The organism is Vibrio sp. ECSMB14106 (assembly GCF_000972265.1).
Taxonomy (GTDB): domain Bacteria; phylum Pseudomonadota; class Gammaproteobacteria; order Enterobacterales; family Vibrionaceae; genus Vibrio; species Vibrio kanaloae.
The window spans coordinates 1-23,079 of record NZ_LAUM01000031.1; the positions used below are offsets into that span (position 1 = coordinate 1).

Below are 23,079 nucleotides of genomic sequence, written 5' to 3' on the forward strand. Positions count from 1 at the left end.
CTTCACGTCACCCCTTATTCCATAAGGGGTTTTCATGATCTTGCCCTGCCTGATTAAGCCTTCAAGGTAAGCCAACAGCACAACCTAAATTTAGAACGCGTAGTTTGCGTCAACAAGTTCACTGACTTCAACTTTGTTTACCTCTGCACGTGCTTCAAGCCATTGTGCAACTTGTAACTGCTCTATTTCTGTTACTGAACGGTAGCGTTCAACCGAACACAAGAAACCTTCAAATAACTCTAAACCACCGCCTCCAAAGCACAGGTTAAGGCTGTCGATAAAGTCGACAAACTCATCAATGAACACATCATATTGGTCAAAATCAGTCATCGATGTAGTGCAGCTTACTTCAAAACCTAGAATAGCGAATTCACCCAAATATAGCTTTTTGCGTAAGCGACGATTTTTATTTTCGATTTTATCTAATTTCATAACTGTCTCTCTTTACTTTTAATAAGGCACTTATACACAGTTCCTAATCAATCCCCAAGAGTTTTGTATTACACGAAGGCCTTCCGAGTAAAAATTGTTCTACATAAACAAAACCTTAATCAAAACTATAAAAATCTGTCACCTAACTGCTTCACGATTAGTCACACATTGATCAAAGCGATTTACTCGTTAGTAAGTGGCTAGATCATTCATGGACAACGAATAAATACAATCAATAGGAATCAGTACAGATGAGCAAGGAAACATTTGATAGCACTCGTTTCAACAAGAGCACAAATAAACCTTTCGAAGAAGTTTTAGACGCCAATCTATCGAGAAGGAACATATTGAAAGGCGGCTTAGGTATTAGTGCAATGACCGCATTTGGTGTGTTTGGACTTTCCGGGTGTAACTCTTCTAGCTCAAGTATTCCAGCAGGTAATGGTTCAGGTGTATCAAGTGCAATGCTGAACTTCGATTCCATTCCAGGATCACTAACCGATGCAGTCTCGGTTCCACAAGGTTACATAGCGCAAGTATTAGTACCATGGGGGACACCTCTAAATGCACAAGGTAGTGCATGGAAAGATGACGGCAGCAACACAAGTGAAGAACAGTTAAATGCTCTAGGTATGCACCACGATGGTATGCACTTCTTTCCTTTAAATGACAGAACTACAAACGGCTTATTGTGTATCAACCATGAATACATAGACTCGATGGCGCTGCACCCAAGTGGCCCAACCGTAGAAAGTGGTGTACGTACTGTTGTAGATGAGGTACGTAAAGAAATTAATGCACATGGCGTATCAGTTGTTCGAATTCAACTCGAAGACAACATGTGGAAACTGGTTGATACTGATCCACTCAACCGTCGCTACACAGGTGCGACGACTATGGACTTGTCTGGCCCTGTCGCACATACCGCTCACACCGTGACTCGCTTCTCCCCTGATGGCAGCCAAGCACGCGGTACATTGAACAACTGTGGTAATGGTTTCACACCATGGGGCACTTACTTAACGTGTGAAGAAAACTGGCCAGGTTACTTCGTTAATGCAGGTGTTCGTACTGAAGAGCAAGATCGTATTGGCGTCGATGACAAAAGTACACGTTACTTGTGGGACACTCTCGCTGGTAACACAGAAGAACGTTTAGATGAATTTACCCGCTTTAATGTAGAGCCGACAGGCGCAAGCGCAATGGACGATTACCGTAACGAAGCGAACGGCCACGGTTACATTGTTGAAATCGACCCATATACACAGAACTCTCGAGCGAAGAAGCGTACTGCACTAGGTCGTTTCCGTCACGAAGGTTGCACTTTTGGTAAACTAGAAAAAGGTCAACCCGTTGTCTTTTACTCAGGACACGATTCTCGTTTTGAGTACCTATACAAATTTGAATCGGCAGCAGGCTGGGATCCAGCAGATGCGAATCCATCAAACCGTTTAGCAACCGGTGATAAATACATGGATGAAGGCACGCTTTATGTGGCACGTTTCAATGAAGACAGCTCAGGTACTTGGTTACCATTGAATCTAAATAGCATTACGTTAGCTGGCGGGACTTTGGCAGACCATTTCAACTCTTTGGCTGAGATCATCATAAACACTGCGGGTGCTGCGGACCTCGTTGGTGCAACACCAATGGATCGCCCAGAGTGGTGTACCGTCGATCCATACACAGGCTCTGTATATCTAACACTAACCAACAACACCAAACGCACCAATGATACGAACGCAGCAAACCCACGTTTAAACAACAAATTTGGTCATGTGATTCGTTGGGATGAAGGTGAAGCAGCAACAGACTTCACTTGGGATATTTTCTTATTTGGTTCACCAGCCAATGGCGATACAGACATTAACCGTTCTGGATTAACGGACCTGAACCAATTTGCTAGCCCAGACGGCCTAGCGTTTGACGCTCGTGGCATTTTGTGGATTCAAACCGATAACGGTGCTGACGAAGTGACAGGCTACACCAATGATCAAATGCTGGCAGTCGTACCCTCTAAATTGACGGATGAAAATGGAAATCAAGCAGTAATTACAAAGGACAACCAAGCAGAGTTAAAACGCTTTTTTGTTGGTCCAAACGGTTGTGAAGTAACAGGTTTTACCATCAGCCCAGACTATAAGTCATTGTTTGTAAATATTCAGCATCCGGGAAACTGGCCATACAGCAATAATGCAGCAGAGGAGACTCCGTCAGGTATGTCGGTGCGTCCTCGTGCAGCAACGGTTGTGATTCGTCGTGAAGATGGCGGTGAAATAGCGGTTTAAGATCAGTTAAAAACTCTTGTCTAACAATATAAGCTAAAGAGTCAAGTTATAGGCAAGTAATAACAAAAAGAGCGATAAGGCCAAAGCCCTATCGCTCTTTTGATATTCTATTGATTAGCTTGTTCTGTTAACTCACAAGCTATCGTCATAAGGAAGAATGGCGAATGGCCTTTGTTCGTTATCGCTAACTAAAGCTAACTAACGAACAACCACACACCAACGCCCATCATCAGCGTACCAGCAATGCGGTTCATCAACTTTACGTTGTCTGCCTTGCCTAGCATATGCTTAAGGCTCTTCCCGCCTGTCGCGTACAAGGTCATGCAAACGAATTCAGACACCAGAATAATAGAAACTAAAATGAACAACTGCGGCGCTAAATCGATTTTGCTGTTAATGAAAGGAGGCAATAACGAAATCATAAACGCCCAACCTTTCGGGTTAGCAATCGCAGTAACAAAGCCTTGAACTACCAAGTCCCAATCATTGTTTACTTGAGTCTCTAGATTATCAGTACTGATCGCCAACTTACCTCTTGAACGCCACATTTGTACACCCAAGTAGAACAAGTAACCTGCGCCGATAAATTTAAACCCAGTAAACAGCCACGGGTAATTGAGCATGATTGACGCAATGCCCAATACAGCAGCAACTGACACAACAGCTACACCGGCCAGTTCGCCGATCATCATCCATAATGTGCGCTTGTATCCAACACTCATTCCTAGTGTCAACGCCAGAGTCATACACATACCGGGCGTGATTGACACAAAGAAAAACGTGGGAATAAAAGCCCAAAGTAGTGCGCTATCCATATTATTACCTTATCGACTTATTTTTATTGTATGGCTGTTGTTTCTTAAGCGGGCTTAAAACGAAGCGATGTTGAAACGAAGCAGTAATGACAATAAACAATATTGCGAACAATACAAACAAAAAGAGCCACATAACAGTGACTCTTTTCAATTCACCGACCGTAATTACTTACGACGATTTTTAATTCGCTTCATCATAGTCAAACGACGTTCAGCGCTTGCTTGATCTTGCTGGTCTTCGTTCGCGTTGTTCTTACGACCTTGGCGGTTTTTGTAAGCCGACTTAGTGTTCAGCTTTTCAATGTAAGCATCACGCTTCTTCGGTTCGTAACCCGGTTGCTCAACACGGCGAATACGCTGTTGAATCAGTGTCTCAACTTGAACAACCGTCAGCTCTTCTTCGCGGTTAACGAAAGACACAGCGTGACCTTGCTTACCAGCACGACCTGTGCGGCCAATACGGTGAACGTAATCTTCCGCTAGAAAAGGCATGTCGTAGTTAATCACGTGTGGTAAGTCTTCAATATCCAGACCACGAGCCGCAACGTCAGTTGCCACCATCACACGTGCTCTGCCTTCTTTAAAGTCATCCAACGCACGACGACGAGCGCTTTGCGCTTTATCACCGTGACACAGTACCGCTTTAATACCGTCAAGCTTAAGCTCTTTAACTACATCGTTCGCAGTTTCTTTGTAATTCACGAACACAAGCACTTGGCGCCAGTTTTTGCGGCCAATCAGCTCAGAAAGTAGCTCTGTTTTACGCTCTTGGTCAACTGGGTACACTACGTGACCGACAGTCGCAGCCGTTGAGTTTTCGCGCTCAACACTAATACGTTTAGGTTTGCGTAGAATATCAACCGACAGTTGGTTCAACTGAGTAGAAGTCGTTGCAGAGAACATCATGATTTGCGGCGATGTTTCTACATCCAACATAATTTTACGAACGGCATTGATGAAGCCCATATCAAGGATACGGTCAGCTTCATCAAATACTAGGAATTCTAGGTTAGCAATAGACACGTTACCCGCTTCTAAGTGCTCTTCTAAACGGCCAGGTGTTGCAACCAAAATATCCACACCCAGTTCTAGCTGGCGAACTTGTGAAGACATCTTGTTACCACCGTAAACCGCTGAAACACTTAGTTCAGTGTATTTAACGTAGTCTTTGATGTTTTGAGCGATCTGCGCAGCAAGCTCACGAGTTGGAGCTAGAATAAGGCCGCGAGCCGTTCCTCGAGATGCTTTTTTACCGCTGTTCAGTAGGTGCTGAATAACAGGCAATGAGAATGCCGCTGTTTTACCCGTACCAGTTTGAGCAGTAGCAAAAATATCATGGCCTTTACGAGCCATTGGAATTGCTTTTTGTTGAATTGGAGTGAGTTTTTCATAACCACACTCAGTCAACGCTTTGACTAATTCAGGAGCAAAACCTTGAGAAGAAAATGACATTGTTACGGGTTCCTTAAGCAGACAGCCTACATTCTTATTTCAGCCGAGCACTATAAAGTAATTAGAGTGATTTATCTCACATTTATCGTGACATAACGCAAACTTTCTCATTTAATCCGGTGTTCACCTCACCATCCGCGAAGCAAACACCAGAATCATCGTTTCAAACAGGATAATTGTTCTATTTGATGCCACACAGCTTGAGTAAAATCTGTTCCAGATCGCCCCAAGGCATAAGCTGCGAGTCAATCACTTCCAGTCGAGATTCAAAACCATCGAGCGTGATTTCATTGACTGACACAACTTGATTCGCCACATTGAATGCGTAGCAACCTTGGTCAGTATTCACCACGGCTTTTACACGCTCAGCCGTTAGATCCGACAACATTGAGAAGAGCGCATCGAAATCAAACTTATACTCGGCACCAAACAGCCAACCGCAACTAAAGTAGCCTTGACCTTTATTCTCTTTACGGATGAACGCTTCACCGGGAGGAAGTTGGAATTGAGGCTCTTGTTCAGCGTGATCGTGATGATGCGCTTCAATATGGGATGAAGCACTGCCATACACTCTTTCAATGTCCAACACTTCCAATGGCACTTCACCATCGTGAATCAGCTTATGAAATACTTTGGCTGGCGTTTGATCCGTTACCCAATCGTTAAATACATCGATGTCTTCAGAATGAACAAGATCGACTTTAGTACCAAGAATTACATCGGCACTGTCTAGCTGGTCATTAAAGTTCTGATTAGAGGTGTATTTTTCGTTGGATAAGTTACGCGGATCAACCAAACCTAGCGTAGCTTTAAGATCAACGTATGGCATGTACTGCTCTGAAGTCAGCGTCGCTATCACTTGCTTTGGATGACCAAGCCCAGTTGGTTCAATCAGCAAACGGTCTGGTTTTTGACGTAACAATGCATTAATGCCAACCGACATAGGTACGCCCGCAGTACAACACATGCAGCCACCCGGCACTTCTTTAATCAAAGCACCTTGATCTGTCATCAATGCGCCGTCAATACCGATTTCGCCGAACTCATTAACCAGAACAGCCCAGTTTTCATTCTCAGGTTTATTTTTTAGCAGGTTCAAGATGGCTGTCGTTTTACCAACACCCAAGAAACCCGTAATGATGTTTGTAGGAACTTTTTTGGTCATATCAGTTCTCCTTTTTAAGGGAGTATATACTCAATCACTAAAAAGTTGACCCCAATCGATTGTTTATACCAATCACAGTAAGTAAGTGATCAGAAATAGCGCAGGAAAAAGGCTTGAGAACAAGGCGTAATTTTTTGATAAGTAGTTATTCTACAATAAAAAATTATAACGCAGTTATCGAGCGTTTTAACCAGCTAGGATGACCAATTATTTACTACGATTGGTATTACACTGAGAATAGTTAATGGGGAGGTGTCTTTAATATAATCAAAAAGATAATTTGTAGGGATATAAAGCGGGAAAGTTGAGGCACCAAACGAACTAAAGGCGTACTTTATCAGTACGCCTCACCCTCGTTACTCAATCGTGAGTTCGCGAATCAGGAAGTCTTAAACATCGACCTGAACATTTAACGAGGAACTAAACGTTGTCTTTGAGTCCGTCCAAATTGTGTGTAAAACCTCATTTCTCCTTGCGGTTCGTTATGTTGCTTTACGATTTAACTATGGTTCATTTTTGAGGAGATTCAAGCTACCACCAGATAATTGCGCAAAATTGTGACGGTGATTCCACTATTGCTCATATGTTTCATTTATGAAACGAACATATACCATAAATGAAATTCAACTTTTCATCTTTGTTGCTATAGGATATTCAGAGGAAGCGTATAATTTGTGCATACTCACCTTATCAACTCAGGAACCTTACCTCTATGACCAGAAGAGAGAAAATAAAGCAGTCCTTATTAGCTAAAATGCCAAGGGATGCTATTAGCCAATTTCTCTCTAGGGATAAGACACCCGCTTCGGTTCTCTTTCTTTCTTGTACCGTTGGTGTGCTTGCCGGCGTTGTTGGTACTTACTTCGAAGTTGCCGTTCATTTCATATCAGAGACTCGAACTGATTGGCTGAAAGATGAAATTGTTCACCATTTACCACTTTGGCTTGCAGCATTCCTTATCAGTGCTGCATTTGCCTTTATCGGTTATTTCCTCGTGCACCGCTTCGCTCCCGAAGCTGCAGGTTCAGGTATCCCTGAGATCGAAGGCGCAATGGATGGCATGCGGCCTGTTCGCTGGTGGCGAGTGCTGCCAGTAAAATTCTTTGGTGGTATGGGTGCATTAGGCTCGGGGATGGTGTTAGGTCGTGAAGGACCTACCGTTCAAATGGGCGGTAGCATCGGTCGAATGATCACAGACATTTTTCGAGTCAAAGATGACGATACTCGACATTCATTGCTCGCTTCAGGTGCCGCAGGCGGTTTAGCCGCCGCATTCAATGCTCCATTGGCCGGAATTATGTTTGTCGTCGAAGAAATGAGACCACAATTTCGCTATTCACTCATTTCAATCAAAGCGGTCATTATCTCTGCAATCTCTGCCAATATTGTTTTTCGTTCAATCAATGGTCAGTCCGCTGTTATCACAATGCCTCAGTATCAACCGCCAGAATTAGATGCGCTTTGGTTATTCTTGTTATTAGGAGTACTGTTCGGTTTGTTTGGTGTCACTTTCAATAGACTGATTACGCTTTCCCAAGACCTGTTTGTAAAGATTCATAAGAACGACCGTAAACGCTACCTAATCACCGGGACCCTGCTTGGTGGTTGCTTTGGTTTATTACTGCTGTATATACCTGAATTAACTGGCGGTGGTATTGGCATCATTCCGAACATTACTAATGGTAATTATAGTACCAACGTACTACTACTCATTTTCTTAGGGCGTGTTCTCACCACACTACTTTGTTTCGGATCTGGTGCGCCAGGGGGTATTTTTGCACCTATGCTAGCGCTTGGGACTCTCTTTGGTTACGCGTTTGGACTTATCGCTTTGGCATTCTTTCCTGAGTTGAATATTGAACCAGGTATGTTTGCGATTGCCGGCATGGGCGCCTTATTCGCGGCAACGGTGCGTGCGCCAATTACAGGTATATTATTGGTGATTGAAATGACCAATAACTACTACCTCATTCTCCCTCTGATCATCACCTGTTTAGGAGCGGTTATCATTGCTCAGATGCTAGGTGGTCAGCCAATTTATACTCAGTTATTGAATCGCACGTTGAAAAACGAAAAGCTACGACAACAAGACCTTCCTCCACAAGAAGAAACTCTATCGCGATAAGAACGACAAATCGAATGAGACGACCAATCCTAAAGCACAGATTAGTCGTGCTTAATGTCCCGATTTCGCATCAAAGTAAAAAAAGCAAACGTTATACTTGCTATTATCCTCTCAAACTTCTCTGAGTGCCCAATGACATCCTGTGACGGCACAATTGAACGTTGTCGTTAGATTATACGTTCTAAAATCAATTGAGCTGGAGCAAATCGTTGAACTGGAAAAGGTTAACCCAAGTAAAAAATGTGCCGCCATCTCAGGCGTCTTTAGCACTTGGAATAATTGGACTAGGACAAGCTTGGGCTTTATATGTTCCAGGTATTGGTGAAATCATTCGCCCCTACCTTGCTTCATTTGGCGGTTTGTTACTACTGCCCGTTCTACTCCGTTATCTAACAAGCTTTAATACCTTTTTAAATGATATCCGCCACCCGTTAAGTGGAAGCTTAATGGCACCGATGAGCATGGCGCTTCTAATTCTGTGTGACTATTTAGCTGAAATATCGCCAGTTATTGCCTATCCAATTTGGTTCTGTGCACTATTACTGCATTTTACCATGATGGTGTTGTTCTTTAGCTTTCAGATCATCAATTTCAAAATGTCGAATATTGTCCCGAGTTGGTTTCTTTATCCTGTAGGTTTAATTAGCAGTTCACTGGCGGGAACACAATTTGGCCATACGGTGTTTTCTGAAACACTCGCAACGACATGTATTACTATCTATTTCTTCATGCTTCCCGTAGTACTGTATCGCTTGGTTTTCGAAGGAAATCTTCCTCGTAGAGCAAGGCCAACACTCGCCATTATGGCAGCACCTGTGAACTTATCTTTAGCCGCTTATTTAGTCAATTTCGATAGTCCAGACCCGATACTAACAGGCGCTTTGGCTGGTATCGCCATCACCATGACACTGCTGATTTACTTGTGCTACATTCGCTTAATGCGCTTGAAATTCCAACCTTCAATTGCTGCGGTGACCTTTCCATCGGTAATAAGTGCTATTGCTATGCATCGCTTAACCACATTTTTCGGCACTGAATATCCACAATGGTATTGGCTACACAAGTTTGGCTTCTTTGAACTTACCATAGCTACAATATTGGTTATTTGGGTGGCTGGCGGTTACATAAAAATGTATTGGCCAGAGTGTTTTGATTCTGATTATACGTCTCAAAAGATCAAACGTTCTTAAATCGTTCGCCTGAAGCGCCTATTTGATAAAACGTCCCCCCATTTCCGGTTTAGGCAGAATGAACCAAACGAAAAAAAGCCTCACACTGTGAGGCTTTTTAATGGGCAAAGTTTTTAATAGAACAGACCTTACGATTAGAAGTTAGCGTGAGGGCCAAATACTTCGTAGTGTACGCGTGAGCGGTCAACGTTAAGTGCGTCTAGTTGTTCCACAATGTTCTTCATGAAGCCAACCGGACCACAGATGTAAAAATCACTCTCATCAAACCCTTTAGTATCCGAGATAGACGCTAGATCCATTTGACCGTGATATGTGTTGTCACATGCAGATTCATCTTTGTTCATGTACCACGTTTTCACTTCCCAACCTTTGTCGGTAATAATATCTTTAACACGAGTCGTGAAAGAGTGTTGGCCTACGTTCTCACAAGCGTGAAGGTACAGTACTGGCTCGTTTTTATCTTCCGTGTTTAGGAACTCAAGCATAGACTGCATCGGCGTGACACCAACACCTGCAGAGATAAGCGTTACTGGCTTGCTGCGCTCTTGATACATGAAGTCACCTGCTGGTGCGTATAGGCTAATCTCATCACCAACAGCAACCGTATCGTGTAGGTGGTTAGATACAACGCCCTGTGTCTCTTGACCTTGTCCTTCACGTTTAACAGAAATACGGTATTGCTTGCCGTTTGGCTTATCAGAAAGTGAGTATTGACGAATCTCGCTGTATTGAGAGCCTTCCGGTTTCACTTCGATACCGATGTATTGACCTGGTGTGTAATCCAGAACTTCACCGCCGTCTTGTGGCTGAAGGATAAAGCTAGTTACTAGCGCTGACTCTTCAATTTTGTCTGCAATCACAAACGCACGTGCTGCTTCCCAACCACCTACCGCTTGCTTACGCTGTAGGTAAAGTTCAGCTTCACGATCGATGAATACTTGCGCTAAGAATAGGTAAGCGGCTGTCCATGCTTCTTCCACTTCTGGCGTAAACGCGTCAGCAGCTAATTCACGTAGTGTTTCAATCAGGTGTAAACCAACAATTTGGTAGTGCTCTGGTTGAATGTTAAAACTGGTATGCTTTTGTGCGATACGTTCAACCGCTGTGGTTAACGCTGCAAGGTTTTCAATATTTTTTGCATAAGCCGCAATAGCTTCAAACAGTGCCACACCTTGGCGACCTGTTCTTTGGTGAGTCATATTGAAGATATCTTTCAATTCCGGGTTATGCGTGAACATACGTTGATAGAAGTGTTGAGTTAAAGCAGGGCCTGCGCTCTCAAGTAGAGGAATCGTAGATTTGATGATTTCGATATGTGCATTGTTAAGCATGAATTTACTCCGAACACTGAGCCTTATGACCTATATGTCATTTTGACTACTAAAAAATTAAGAATGACTTATCGATTTTCTGAAACCTTAGTTATTTTTAGAAACTGAGTTATTTTGACTCGTTTTCATTTCAAAAAATCGCGAAACCTGATTAATGCCACCTGATTGATTGAGATCAATAATAGTCTGTTTAATCAGCGCTATAATTGGGCTTCGATGCCTCTTTTGCACAATCAGTGCCAATTTTATCAATCCCCGTCATTACTGGTTTTATTTTCAAAATCCATCTTATAAAAACGTCAAAAAGACCTTTTTTTTAAGTCAATAAGACTCTACTATGTAGATAAACATACAGTTAGAGTTTTTTATGCAAGATATCTCCGCATCTACCCTCATGGAAATGACCATTGGCCTCGCAAGTGGTGTGAATGATCAAGATCGTTTCAATCGCCTCATCGATGCCATTCGCAAAACCATAACGTGTGATTGTGTCGCGCTTTTAAGCCTTCAAGGCGACACGCTAGTACCCATCGCAATGCAAGGGCTCAGCCGAGATACATTCGGTCGTCGCTTTATCATTTCAGAGCACCCGCGGTTTGAAGAGATCTGCGCGTCTCGCTCTCCTGTTCGTTTCGATGCTGACAGCTCCCTACCCGATCCTTTCGATGGTTTGCTTATTGACCATGATGGCGATTTACCAATGCATGCTTGTATGGGCTTGCCTTTGCTATTTGGCGACAAGCTATTGGGCATTTTGACCCTAGATAGCTTGAAACCTGATGTCTTTGCGAATATTCCAGCGCGCAACCTTGAGGTGCTGGCAGCTATTGCAGCCTCAACGATGCAGATGGCGCTGACTTTCTCGCAACTTGAACATCAAGCAAAACAGTCAAAGCAGTTATTGGAAGAGTTAAATGTAGAGGCGTGGGAACGAGATGGCGGAGAACTGATCGGTAAAAGCGATACTATGATGGCGCTTAAGAATGACATTGCGATTGTTGCGCCTTCAGAGTTCAATATCCTAATTCACGGTGACACGGGGGTTGGTAAAGAGCTCGTGGCTCGTACTTTGCACCATCAATCTCAACGTAAGCGTAACCCACTCGTCTACGTAAACTGTGCTGCTATTCCTGAAAACTTAGTAGAAAGTGAACTGTTTGGTCACGTTCGTGGCGCGTTCACTGGCGCAGATAAAAACCGCTTAGGTAAGTTTGCTTTGGCCGATGGTGGCACACTGTTCCTTGATGAGATTGGTGAATTGCCTTTAGCTGCGCAAAGTAAGCTACTGCGTGCGCTGCAAAATAACGAAATTCAACCTGTTGGCCAAGATAACATTCAAACCATTGATGTTCGTGTATTAGCCGCGACCAACCGAGACTTAAAACAAGAAGTCGAAGATGGCCGATTTAGAGCCGATTTATATCACCGGTTGAGTGTTTACCCTATTGCTGTGCCCGCACTAAAAGATCGTGGTGACGATATCAGCTTGCTTGCGGGTTTCTTCCTAGAACAAGTACGCCGTAAACTTGGCATCAACCAAGTGAAATTCCGCTCTGATGTTCTAGTATTTCTCAATCGTTATGGTTGGCCAGGTAACGTGCGTGAACTTGAGCACGTGATCAGCCGCTCAGCATTGAAAGCGTTAGCGCGTAGCACCAATAAAAACCTGGTGACAATTACCAAAGAAGATTGTGGCCCACTCGACCAAGATCAACCGATCGCAACCACACAAGCGAAGACGACACCGCTATCGACACCAACGATCGATCTCTCGGAAGGGTTGCGAGGAGCAACAGATGACTTTCAACGCAGCATCATTACTGAGGTGTTAGAAAACGCCAACTTTAACTGGGCGCAGGCAGGGCGAGTGCTGAAAACAGACCGAGCAAACTTAACTCGACTCTCTAAACGTTTAGGGCTAAATGTGGCTAAGTCTCACACGATCGAACGGACAAAATAGATATTAGCGGTTTGTTGCGAGCATCTGGCAATACTTGTGTATATAATGCTGCAAATTGTAACGCTAATTTTAAATATGTAGAGAGAGTTATGAAGTTTATCCGTTGGTTTTTAGGTCGTGTCATCTTACTATTGAATTTTATCTTCAGCCCACGTGGTGTGAAACGTTCTCAGGAAGAGCAAAGCAAAGTGAATGAACAAGCAAAAACGCACACGTTATACCAATTCGAAGCATGCCCGTTTTGTGTAAAAGTGCGCCGTGCCATGAAACGTCAATCGGTTCAATTCGAACTTCGTGATGCAAAAAACAATGAACAACATCGTGCAGAGCTTGAAGCTGGTGGCGGTCGTGTGAAAGTGCCTTGTCTACGTATCGAAAAAGATGGCAAAACTGAGTGGATGTACGAATCTTCAGATATCGTGACTTACTTAGAAAAGCAGTTTGCATAAGCAATTAAGCGACAAAAGCCAGATACAAAAAATCCCTCGAATGTGAGGGATTTTTTATGTCTATTATTTGGTGCTAGTCGTTTAAATTAGGAGCAAAAGCTCAAATGACTATTTCGCCACAATCAGCATCAGCTCTACACGGCGGTTACACGCCTTACCTTGTGATGAAGCGTTGGTACAAGCCGGGACATACTCACCAAAGCCACGAGTATAAATAGAACGACTAGAAACGTAGTTACTCTCTAATCGAGCTTTCACTTCTTTTGCACGCTTCTCTGAAAGAGGATCATTGATTTGATCAGTACCTGTGTTGTCGGTATGACCTTCAATCACAACATCGATATCTTGGCGTTGAGATAAGTAACTCCCCAACGTATCTAACCATTGGTTATACGCAGGTTCGGGGTATGCAGAACCTGTTTTAAAGTTCACATGTTGTTCAAGCTTTACCATCACATGGTTGCCAGGTAAAACTTCGAAATCGATTCGATTTTGTCTTAAAAAGACTTCCAACGGATCATTGGTCGACACGCCACGTCCGTAGTTGGTAGTGATGGTTCTTTGTTGATGAGTGCTGCTCTGAATCGAGTATCCACGATTACTTGCTACATGAGTCGCTTGAACCTCACCCCATTCAGGATGGATAAGATCGTAATCCGTTTGCGGTGCAGTCTCTAGCATTCCACCACCTAACATACTTGTTGGTAACGTCGTTTCACAACCAGCCAAAGCTATGCTTAACATTATCGCTAAATATCTCATTACTTCACCAACCACTTATGCAGATAACCATTCACTAATGTCTATATCGGCACCGAGGGAAAAACTTTAGACAAAAAAACGCACATCAAAAAAGTGCTTTTAATCACAGTTAACCATCAACCGGCCTGCCATCACTCGCTTGTTTGAATTGTTTGCATTTATTTACCTTATAATTGTTTTCCAATTCGTACTAAATAGTTAGAATCTCACGACTTCTTAACACTAGAGTAAACATTATGTTTAAACCATTTGCTAAATTCATTACAGCACTCGCAGCCGTACTTATTATCGCGGGTTGTAGTGAAACAGACGAGCCACAGAAAGGTGTTCAATACGAAGCGCTTCCTACTGCTCTAACAGAATTGAACCTATCTCCGGTCACTGAGATTTTCTCTCTTAACTGTGGTCATTGTCGTAAAATGGAAAGTGCTATTCCTGAGATTGAGTCCCTGACAGACCAAAAAATTGGAAAAGTGCATGTCACATTTAATGAAAGTGCTCAAATTAGCGCCATGATCTTTTACACCGCAGTAATGCAGCTTGATGCGACACCTGATCACTCCTTCATGGACGACCTATTCGGTGCGGTTCAAATGGGTGCCGATGCAACACCGGAGCAGCGCCAACAAGCTCTAGAAACAGCTTTTACTTCTCGCGGTTTGGTTAGCCCATACCAGTTAAACAAAGAACAGCAAGTTGCGCTTTTTGACTACGTTAAGAAAGCCGAAGAGATCTCTGTAAAAGGTCAGATCAACTCAGTACCGACATTTATCATCAACGGTAAATACCAAGTACTCACGGCCGGCCACCAAGACGTTGCCAGCATCGCGAAAACGATCAACTACCTTTTGACTCAACCATAATCACGGCTTTAGCCAACTGATTAACACATTCTGCATTAATTACGAAATTCAGCACTCAATATAAATAGGTTTTACTATGTCTAAATTTATCATCCCGGTCATCGTCTTTGTTTTGGCCGGTTTCATGATTTACCGTACCTGGATGAATCATAAGTCTGGCGAGGAGAACTTCGAACAAGGACAACAATTCCTACTTGAAAACGGTACTAAAGAAGGCGTGATTACGACTGAAAGCGGCCTTCAATACCTTGTGCTGGAAGAAGGTACAGGAACTGAACACCCAACTAAGAACAGTAAAGTAACGGTTCACTACCACGGTACTTTGATTGACGGCACTGTTTTTGATAGCTCGGTTGAGCGCGGCGAGCCGATTTCATTTGCTCTCAAGCAAGTCATTAAAGGTTGGCAAGAAGGATTGACTTACATGGTTGAAGACCAAAAAGTTCGTCTATTTATCCCAAGTCCATTGGCTTACGGTAAAGGCGGTTCAGGCCCTATCCCACCGTCATCAACTTTGATTTTTGATGTTGAATTAATCTCTATCAAATAACAGAATTCGTTGACTTAAGCCCCAATATACAAACCATGTTGGGGCTTTTTATCTACTAGAAAGCACGACAACTTCAGGATCTTCAAAGACTAACTCTTCTAGTTGGATAACGGATTAAATGATCTAGACATACGAACTAGACGACTGGTCTAATTTAAATTATAGTACTGTTCATGAAAGAAAAAACGAATGACACCCGCTTACATATTTTGAATGTTGGTTATCAACTAATGGTAAACAACGGCTTTAATAACGTAGGTCTATCGCAATTGCTTAAAGAAGCGGACGTGCCTAAAGGTTCGTTTTACCACTACTTTAAATCTAAAGAACAATTTGGTGAGGCGTTAATTCAACACTATTTTGAAGACTACATCACCAAGATTGAATCAATCTTAGTACACAGTGAAGATAGTCATTTTCAGCGAATCATGAGTTACTTTTCACTATGGACTAAGACCGAAAACGGTACATGTAATGCTCATAAGTGCTTAGTGGTTAAACTAAGCGCAGAAGTCTCTGATCTTTCTGATCCTATGCGCCAAGCGCTACTAAAAGGTGCTGAAAAAGTAACAAATACAATCAAGCAATGCATTATTGGTGGTATTGCAGATGGCTCTATAAAGCTTGAAAACAGCCAAGAAGCGGCTCAAAACTTATATTCTATGTGGTTAGGTGCTAGCTTGTTAAGTAAATTAAGCCAAAGCTCCCATAGCTTACAGTCAGCTTTGAGCCTTACCGAACGAATTTTAAAAGGTGAAAGCTAGTAACGCGCAGCGCGTTTTATTCGCTTTAACTTAAAATAAATCACCCGCCCTCTTATCAATTTGATGATGGCGGGATTTTTAGATGACAACCATAGACGACTGGTCTAATTCTAAATAAGCACAATATAAATTAAGGACATCCAATGACTCAACAAGACAATCGCCGCATCGTATTGGCTTCTCGCCCAGTTGGCGCACCGACTCAAGACGACTTCCGTTTAGAGACAGTAGCCGCACCAACAATTAAAGATGGCGAAATGTTACTTCGCTCAGTGTACCTTTCTCTAGACCCATACATGCGTGGTCGAATGAGCGACGCTAAATCGTACGCTGACCCAGTTGCAATTGACGAAGTGATGGTCGGCGCAACCGTATGTCAGGTTGAAGAATCAAACAACAGCGATTTTGAAGTCGGCGAATGGGTATTGGCTTATACAGGTTGGCAAGATCTTGGTGTTTCTAACGGTGAAGGCCTAATCAAACTAGGTAAAGAACCAACGCAACCTTCTTACGCACTTGGCATCATGGGCATGCCTGGCTTTACGGCTTACATGGGTTTATTAGATATTGGCCAACCGAAGAAAGGCGATACTCTGGTTGTAGCAGCAGCAACAGGCCCAGTAGGTGCAACCGTTGGACAAATCGGTAAGCTAAAAGGCTGTCGTGTTATCGGTATTTCTGGCGGTCAAGAGAAGTGCCAGTATGCTAAAGAGGTACTTGGCTTTGATGAATGTATCGATCATAAAGCCGACGACTTCGCAGAGAAGTTGGCTAAAGCATGTGACAACGGCATCGACGTCTATTTTGAAAACGTTGGCGGCAAGGTTTTCGACGCAGTAATGCCATTGCTTAACACCGGTGCTCGTATTCCTGTTTGTGGCCTAGTTTCTCAATACAACGCGACATCGCTTCCTGAAGGTCCAGATCGCATGTCCAGTCTTGTTGGTACCCTACTAGTCAAGCGTATTAAGATGCAAGGCTTCATAATCTTTGATGACTACGCGCACCGTTACAACGAGTTCGCAGTGCAAATGGCGGAATGGTTGTCTCAAGGAAAGATACATTACCGCGAGCATCTAATTGAAGGACTAGAAGAAGCGCCGCAAGCATTTATTGGCCTATTAGAAGGTCAAAACTTCGGTAAGCTTGTAATTAAAACTAACGAAGCGAAATAAATTCAATAAACGGAATAAGTTAAATAGGTACAATCATGATTACTTTACATCACTTAAATAAATCACGCTCAAAACGTATCATCTGGCTATTGGAAGAGCTTGGTGTTGACTACCAAATTACGCCATACCAAAGAGACAGTGTAACGTTTCTAGCACCGCCAGAATTAAAGTCAGTTCACCCATTGGGTAAATCTCCGGTTATTGAAGACGATGGCGTTGTGATCAGCGAATCTGGCGCGATTACCGAGTACCTCATCGACAAGTTTGGCCAAGGTAAGTTTGCACCGGAACGTGGCACAGCTGAGTACGTTGAATATTCACAGTGGCTACACTTCGCTGAAAGCTCTGGTATTTTACCGATGCTACTTAAAATCTTTGTCATGAGAGATGGTGCTGAAACCAACTTCCTAAGCGGTTACGCAGATGATGAAAGCCAAAAAGTCTTAACCTATGTGAATAGTGCATTGGAAGGCAAAACTTACCTAGTTGCGGAAACACTAACGGGAGCTGATTTTATGATGTCGTTCATCGTAGAAATCGTAGGAAACTTTGGTGCAACGGCGCTTTATCCTAACATTGCTAAATACGGCGAGCTGTTAGCTAGCCACCCTGCTTACCAAAAAGCGGAGCAAATAGAGCTAGAGCACTCGAACTGATCGAGTTTCACTCAAACGCGTGCTTCCTAAGGTAAACACGAAACAATAATTGATGCCAAAGCCGATTTATCTTCTGCTTTGGCTTCTCATTTGTCTTCATTTCGACAACAATATCGAACTCTAACTGAACAGCCACAGAGTTTGATCTTAATGCCAACAAACCTTGCTCAATACACACCTCTGCAACTAGCAAATGTAGATTTAGCGCTGCCGAATCGTTTTACGTTCCCGTATTACTATACCCCGCACCCTACATGTAAATTAGCCATGCAACAGCTTCAGCAGTCACTCATTGACAATGGTGTAAATGAAACCTCGCAAGGTAAACTCTATGCCGTTCTTCTTGTTCAGAATCCAATAACGCAAGAGATAGGCTATCTTTCTGCGTTTTCAGGCTTACAGCTAGATCCGATACTGGCCTCTCAGTTAAAAAGTATCGACTTTGTTCCACCAGCATTCGACTCAGAACAATTTCAATCTCAAAATAGTGTAAACCTCGCTCGCCAATCACGACTAGCGGATGACATTGAGAAGCTACAAAAATCACACAACCTAGACGCATTAGAATCTGACCTTGAAACGCTGAAAGCAGAGTCAACTCAAGCTATTGGAGCCTTTCAGTTAGCAATGGCCGAGAACAAAGCGCAGCGCACCGTACTAAGAGAGCAAGCCAATCAAGAAAAGACATTCGGGAATCTAGAGTCGGCAGCAAGCCTACTCAAGCAATTAGGTAACCAAAGCAGCCAAGAGAAACGCGACCTTAAAGCCCTTCGTATTGAGTGGAAACAAAAGATCACAGAGCGCCAATTACAGGTAGATGCGATCGAGAGTGAATTGAAAAATCGTAAGCAAGATTACCAAGCTATTTCTGCTGAATTAGAAGCTCAACGTTTGAACCACTACCGCTTTATCAACCAAGCAACTGAATCTAAGAGCTTACTTGATCTGTTGGAAGGCAAAGATGCACTTGAAGGTTCTGGTGACTGCTGCCTACCTAAGCTGCTTAACTTTGCCTTTGAATACGGTTTTAAGCCATTAGCGTTGTCTGAATTTTGGTGGGGATTGCCTCCAGCAGATGTCATCCGACAACACGGAAACCTATACCCTGTTTGCCAAAGCAAAAGCTTCGAGATTCTCGACCACCAGCTAAACGGCATTGAATTAGAAGATAACCCACTGATCGTTAACCCTGCAATCGGCAAGTCTTTCGATATTGTTTATGAAGATAACGAGATCGTGGTGGTTAACAAACCAGAAGAGTTTCTCTCGGTTCCCGGCAAGTTTATCGAAGACTCGGTTTATACACGCATTAAGGCGCGTTACCCAAATGCGACAGGCCCTTTGATCATCCATAGACTGGACATGTCGACTTCAGGGCTATTGATCTTAGCGCTTACAGCAGCATCAAACAAACACATCCAAAAACAATTTATCGATAGAACGGTTGAGAAGCGTTACACCGCTCTGTTAGATGATGAAATAGAGGGTAATTCTGGCGATATCAGCCTCCCCTTGCGCGGCGACATCACGGACAGGCCAAGACAGCTGGTTTGCCATGAACATGGACGCAATGCAGAAACCCATTGGGAAGTTGTCAGCACAAAAAATGGTAAAACCAAGGTTCACTTATACCCTAAGACGGGCCGCACACATCAGTTACGTGTGCACTGTGCTCATCCATTAGGTCTTGGTGTTCCAATCCGCGGTGATGATCTTTATGGTTACAAACGCGAACGACTACACCTGCATGCTGGGTACCTCAAATTAATTCACCCAGCAACGGGAGAGTGGATCGAATTTGAGGTGCCTTCAGAGTTCTAAACAAAATGTAAAGTGAGGAGTGCGAAAGCCTCAAAGAGGGAATGGTTAGGTATTCATCAAACCGAATACCTAATTAATGTTCCAAGGTACTCTGTTGTCTCAAAGTATCATCTTGTTTCAACGCTTTATGTGGTTTAAAAAGCCTATGGCTATTTCGAGGCACTATCTATCGAACGATAGTGAATGAACCAAAGCCACTGCATTCATTACATTGTTCTCAATGAGCAGGCTATTCATATTAAGCGATTGAGAGTTCGTTTTTAAGGCCAACTGACACTATTCACCCATCACATCTATTCGCTGCTCGACACACTCAAAAGAGCCCATTTCAAACTCACGACAGATCCAAGGTCGGTTTTCGTAGATAGTACACATTAGTGTTTCTCTATCAACAGCCGAACACCAGCCGTCGTCTAATCTCAGCATGGTTTCACCGCCCCATTCGTCATAAGCAATATGCTCTTCAGGAACGCCGGTATCTGTGATGATCATAACTTCTAGCCGACAACAGCATGCCTGACAATTGGCACAAGTTACTTCAGGTTCGGTTACGTTCTTTATCTCTATGGTCATAAGTGACTACACTGCTAAATTTTGCGTATAGTAATAGAAACCGTCCGCTACGGCTAATAAAGAAAGCAGACGACATATTTTAGGTGTGTAAAAATAACAATAGGCGTTGTGATGAATCACAACGCCTATTGTATTGCTGTTTTTATCGCCACTGATTACCATTACAAACGTAACAACTCACGTACCAAGGCTTACGGCATTCCACCTGCGTATACTATTTAAACAAGCTCGCGAAGAACAATTTAACATAGTCCATCAAACGTTTTAAAAAGCTGCCCTGCTCAACGGCTTCAAGCGCGATCAATGGCTGAGTTTGAACATCTTCACCATCTACCATGTAATGAACCACACCTAAGGTTTGACCTTCCGCAATCGGTGCCTTTATCTCAGAATCAAGTTCGATAGACGCAGTCAGTTTTTTACTGTCAGACTTCGAAAGCGTAATAAAGGTATCTTTTGCAACACCGAGCTTCAATTTGTCTTGGGCTCCAAACCACACCTTTTCTTCAGCAACTTGTTCACCACTTTGGTGAGGGTGGAGTGTATCGAAGAATCGGAAACCATAGCTCAACAGTTGCTTACTATCTGACTCACGGCTCTTAACGCTAGACGCCCCCATGACAACCGCGATCAGTCTCATCTCACCTTGTGTTGCAGAACTGGCTAAGCTGTAACCCGCGCCAGATGTATAGCCTGTTTTCATACCATCAACTGTCAAACTTCTATCGCGAAGTAAACCATTTCGGTTATGTTGTGTAATACCGTTGTAACTGAACGAACGCTCACTGTATAAGTCATACACATCCGGTAAATCACGAATAATTGCACGGCCTAATAACGCAATATCATAAGGGGTTGAATATAGATCGTCAGCGTCTAAGCCATGTGCGTTCGAAAAATGTGTATTTTCTAATTTTAGAGACGCTGCCCAAGAGTTCATAAGGTCCACAAAAGCACCTTGTGATCCCGCCACGTGCTCTGCAATCGCAACACTCGCATCGTTGCCTGATTGCACAATCAATCCACGGTAGAGATCCATCATTGCTACGTCTGTGTTTACTTCGATGAACATTTTTGACGAGTCAGGAAAGTTCTTTGCCCACGCGTTTTCGCTGATTCGCACCTGGTCGTCAGCAGAAATGTTACCTCGTTTCATTTCTTGCCCAGCCACATAACTGGTCATCAGCTTAGTCAAACTTGCTGGGTTTAATTTAGTGTGTGCGTTTTTTTCTACTAGCACATCACCAGAATTAAAATCGATTAGTACATACCCTTTGGATCCTAGACTAGGTGGGCTTGGTACTATAGAAGGTGCTGCTACAGCTTCATTACTTACCACTGCTGCGTTACTTACAATGAATATACTTAATAGAGAGAGAGAGTATTTGGAGAACAGTTTCATTGGATCAAACCTAAGTTAACGTTTTGTCCAGTATAGACAAATGCTAGTAAAAGAAGCGCGAACTTTACGTTGCTTTACGCAAATGTACCTTTAGTTACAAATAAAAAAGCATAATCTGCGATCTGTCCATTTATTCAACAAGTAATATTGACCCAATGAATCCATCTAGCGCGTAGGCATGCGTCTAAATAGCATCTCTATAAAGCCCGTTATGCGCTGTTTACTTTCGCTGGGCTCAACATCATCCTGGATGCCAGACTGAGCTAATGCTTGCCATTGCACGATTTCAGAGTTAGGTACGAAAAAAGCAATATACAACGACCCTTTCTCGGCTAACTTTCCTTCATCATTATAAAATGGCACGCCTGTAGATAACTTAATCGCATCAAAGATCGATTCATCATTTAGCTCTGATTCTTCAGCCAACCCAAAACCGACGACGACATCACTAACGGCACCATTTTGCTTAAGCTGATAACCTTTCATAGAGAGTTGATCTTTAATTGCGTCACGCACCAAGTCAGTGACTACTGTCTTATCGTACTTTTGAGAAAGATACATCTGCTCTGATTCAGGATGCCATGAGTATGTGACGACATCATGTTTCATAAAATCAAAGTCACCGCTGGTCACCACACCATAGTTGTGGGTTGTGGGTACTTCTTGTGTTGTACAAGCTGCCAGTCCAGCCGCTATCAAAACCACTAGTGCGGCTTTCTTTATGTCTTCTATTGTATATATGGATTGTTTATTCATTAGTGGCTTCCTGATCTATATAAGAATAATTATTAACTTAACCTCCAACATAAATAGTAATTATATTAACAAAAGGGTCATTAAACGTTTGCGTAATCGCTAACCTTCACTTCTGCTTGTTTTGGGGGTTTTATCACAAAAATAGAGTTGGTATAGTTTATCCAGTTAAACATAGCCAGACCATTCGAGGCACGGAGCTTCCTCAATCATCTCATGAAGAGAAGAATTGGTACCGACAAAGTATCGGCAAATTTAAGAGGGTCAAACAATGGAATTCAATATGGTTGAGATTTTAGGTTACGCGGCGTCTATTATGGTCGCAATTTCATTAACAATGAAAGATATCGTTCGTCTGCGTGTTCTTAACTTTATTGGCTGTGCTCTCTTCACAGCATACGGTGTTATGATTGACGCATGGCCGGTTGTTGCAACTAATGGCTTTATCGCTTGCGTAAATATCTACTTCCTTGCAAAAATGCAAAAGGAAAAAAAAACGGAAGCGATGAAAGAAGCAAAAGCTTAAATTAGCGACTAGCACTTCAAATAATTC

General features: G+C 43.0%; 21 protein-coding genes. 12 read left to right on the forward strand and 9 right to left on the reverse strand.

The window, feature by feature from the left end:
* Nucleotides 1-90: 90 nt before the first annotated feature.
* Nucleotides 91-432 carry a YggL family protein gene (locus WR49_RS17545; protein ID WP_046224871.1) on the reverse strand — a complete coding sequence of 114 codons (342 nt, stop codon included), beginning with the start codon at nt 430-432 and terminating at the stop codon, nt 91-93.
* A 251-nt stretch (nt 433-683) separates the two neighbouring features.
* On the opposite strand from WR49_RS17545, the gene WR49_RS17550 reads away from it, so the two are divergent.
* Nucleotides 684-2,720 (forward strand): PhoX family protein, encoded by a 2,037-nt coding sequence (locus WR49_RS17550; protein WP_046224872.1) that lies wholly within the window; start codon nt 684-686, stop codon nt 2,718-2,720.
* A gap of 194 nt (nt 2,721-2,914) precedes the next feature.
* Here the strand turns inward: WR49_RS17550 and WR49_RS17555 are convergent, their stop codons facing one another.
* From WR49_RS17555 to WR49_RS17565, 3 genes are all read right to left on the reverse strand, one after another.
* Nucleotides 2,915-3,535 carry a LysE family translocator gene (locus tag WR49_RS17555; RefSeq protein WP_017058180.1) on the reverse strand — a complete coding sequence of 207 codons (621 nt, stop codon included), beginning with the start codon at nt 3,533-3,535 and terminating at the stop codon, nt 2,915-2,917.
* A gap of 165 nt (nt 3,536-3,700) precedes the next feature.
* Entirely contained in the window at nt 3,701-4,987 is a 1,287-nt protein-coding gene (locus WR49_RS17560; protein WP_046224873.1) for a DEAD/DEAH box helicase, read from the reverse strand.
* Nucleotides 4,988-5,168: 181 nt separating this feature from the next.
* The gene (locus tag WR49_RS17565; protein ID WP_046224874.1) at nt 5,169-6,152 is read right to left on the reverse strand and encodes a CobW family GTP-binding protein; all 984 of its coding nucleotides are present in this window, start codon (nt 6,150-6,152) and stop codon (nt 5,169-5,171) included.
* Nucleotides 6,153-6,864: 712 nt separating this feature from the next.
* Here WR49_RS17565 and clcA point away from each other — a divergent pair.
* Both clcA and WR49_RS17575 read left to right on the forward strand, forming a co-directional pair.
* On the forward strand, nt 6,865-8,277 hold the full coding sequence (gene clcA / locus WR49_RS17570; protein ID WP_046224875.1) for a H(+)/Cl(-) exchange transporter ClcA: 1,413 nt from the start codon (nt 6,865-6,867) through the stop codon (nt 8,275-8,277).
* 209 nt (nt 8,278-8,486) lie between these two features.
* The gene (locus WR49_RS17575; RefSeq protein WP_017058176.1) at nt 8,487-9,467 is read left to right on the forward strand and encodes a TDT family transporter; all 981 of its coding nucleotides are present in this window, start codon (nt 8,487-8,489) and stop codon (nt 9,465-9,467) included.
* Nucleotides 9,468-9,601: 134 nt separating this feature from the next.
* On the opposite strand, the gene hmpA is transcribed toward WR49_RS17575, so the two are convergent.
* Entirely contained in the window at nt 9,602-10,798 is a 1,197-nt protein-coding gene (hmpA, locus tag WR49_RS17580; protein ID WP_046224876.1) for an NO-inducible flavohemoprotein, read from the reverse strand.
* A gap of 367 nt (nt 10,799-11,165) precedes the next feature.
* On the opposite strand from hmpA, the gene norR reads away from it, so the two are divergent.
* Both norR and WR49_RS17590 read left to right on the forward strand, forming a co-directional pair.
* Nucleotides 11,166-12,758: a nitric oxide reductase transcriptional regulator NorR gene (gene norR, locus WR49_RS17585; RefSeq protein ID WP_046224877.1), complete on the forward strand. Its 1,593-nt coding sequence runs from the start codon at nt 11,166-11,168 to the stop codon at nt 12,756-12,758.
* A gap of 89 nt (nt 12,759-12,847) precedes the next feature.
* Nucleotides 12,848-13,207 carry a glutaredoxin family protein gene (locus WR49_RS17590; protein ID WP_017058173.1) on the forward strand — a complete coding sequence of 120 codons (360 nt, stop codon included), beginning with the start codon at nt 12,848-12,850 and terminating at the stop codon, nt 13,205-13,207.
* Nucleotides 13,208-13,315: 108 nt separating this feature from the next.
* On the opposite strand, the gene WR49_RS17595 is transcribed toward WR49_RS17590, so the two are convergent.
* Nucleotides 13,316-13,951: an OmpA family protein gene (locus WR49_RS17595; RefSeq protein WP_017058172.1), complete on the reverse strand. Its 636-nt coding sequence runs from the start codon at nt 13,949-13,951 to the stop codon at nt 13,316-13,318.
* 254 nt (nt 13,952-14,205) lie between these two features.
* Between WR49_RS17595 and WR49_RS17600 the strand changes: the two genes are divergently transcribed.
* The 6 genes from WR49_RS17600 (at nt 14,206) to WR49_RS17625 (ending at nt 19,798) form a co-directional block, all read left to right on the forward strand.
* A complete protein-coding gene (locus tag WR49_RS17600) occupies nt 14,206-14,832 on the forward strand; it encodes a thioredoxin domain-containing protein (RefSeq protein WP_046224878.1) in 627 nt (208 codons plus the stop codon).
* Between the two features lie 76 nt (nt 14,833-14,908).
* Nucleotides 14,909-15,382: an FKBP-type peptidyl-prolyl cis-trans isomerase gene (locus tag WR49_RS17605; RefSeq protein WP_046224879.1), complete on the forward strand. Its 474-nt coding sequence runs from the start codon at nt 14,909-14,911 to the stop codon at nt 15,380-15,382.
* Nucleotides 15,383-15,555: 173 nt separating this feature from the next.
* Nucleotides 15,556-16,146: a TetR/AcrR family transcriptional regulator gene (locus WR49_RS17610; protein ID WP_046224880.1), complete on the forward strand. Its 591-nt coding sequence runs from the start codon at nt 15,556-15,558 to the stop codon at nt 16,144-16,146.
* A 143-nt stretch (nt 16,147-16,289) separates the two neighbouring features.
* Nucleotides 16,290-17,321 carry an NADP-dependent oxidoreductase gene (locus tag WR49_RS17615; RefSeq protein WP_046224881.1) on the forward strand — a complete coding sequence of 344 codons (1,032 nt, stop codon included), beginning with the start codon at nt 16,290-16,292 and terminating at the stop codon, nt 17,319-17,321.
* A 35-nt stretch (nt 17,322-17,356) separates the two neighbouring features.
* Nucleotides 17,357-17,977, forward strand: coding sequence for a glutathione S-transferase family protein (locus WR49_RS17620; protein ID WP_046224882.1), 621 nt, complete (start codon nt 17,357-17,359; stop codon nt 17,975-17,977).
* 150 nt (nt 17,978-18,127) lie between these two features.
* Nucleotides 18,128-19,798, forward strand: coding sequence for an RluA family pseudouridine synthase (locus WR49_RS17625; protein ID WP_046224883.1), 1,671 nt, complete (start codon nt 18,128-18,130; stop codon nt 19,796-19,798).
* A gap of 276 nt (nt 19,799-20,074) precedes the next feature.
* On the opposite strand, the gene WR49_RS17630 is transcribed toward WR49_RS17625, so the two are convergent.
* From WR49_RS17630 to WR49_RS17640, 3 genes are all read right to left on the reverse strand, one after another.
* Nucleotides 20,075-20,371 (reverse strand): YkgJ family cysteine cluster protein, encoded by a 297-nt coding sequence (locus tag WR49_RS17630; protein ID WP_077681393.1) that lies wholly within the window; start codon nt 20,369-20,371, stop codon nt 20,075-20,077.
* A 214-nt stretch (nt 20,372-20,585) separates the two neighbouring features.
* A complete protein-coding gene (locus WR49_RS17635) occupies nt 20,586-21,773 on the reverse strand; it encodes a D-alanyl-D-alanine carboxypeptidase family protein (protein WP_017058161.1) in 1,188 nt (395 codons plus the stop codon).
* Between the two features lie 165 nt (nt 21,774-21,938).
* Nucleotides 21,939-22,529 (reverse strand): DUF4136 domain-containing protein, encoded by a 591-nt coding sequence (locus tag WR49_RS17640; protein WP_046224884.1) that lies wholly within the window; start codon nt 22,527-22,529, stop codon nt 21,939-21,941.
* Between the two features lie 268 nt (nt 22,530-22,797).
* Between WR49_RS17640 and WR49_RS17645 the strand changes: the two genes are divergently transcribed.
* Nucleotides 22,798-23,052, forward strand: coding sequence for a YgjV family protein (locus WR49_RS17645; protein ID WP_029627241.1), 255 nt, complete (start codon nt 22,798-22,800; stop codon nt 23,050-23,052).
* The last annotated feature ends 27 nt before the right edge of the window (nt 23,053-23,079 follow it).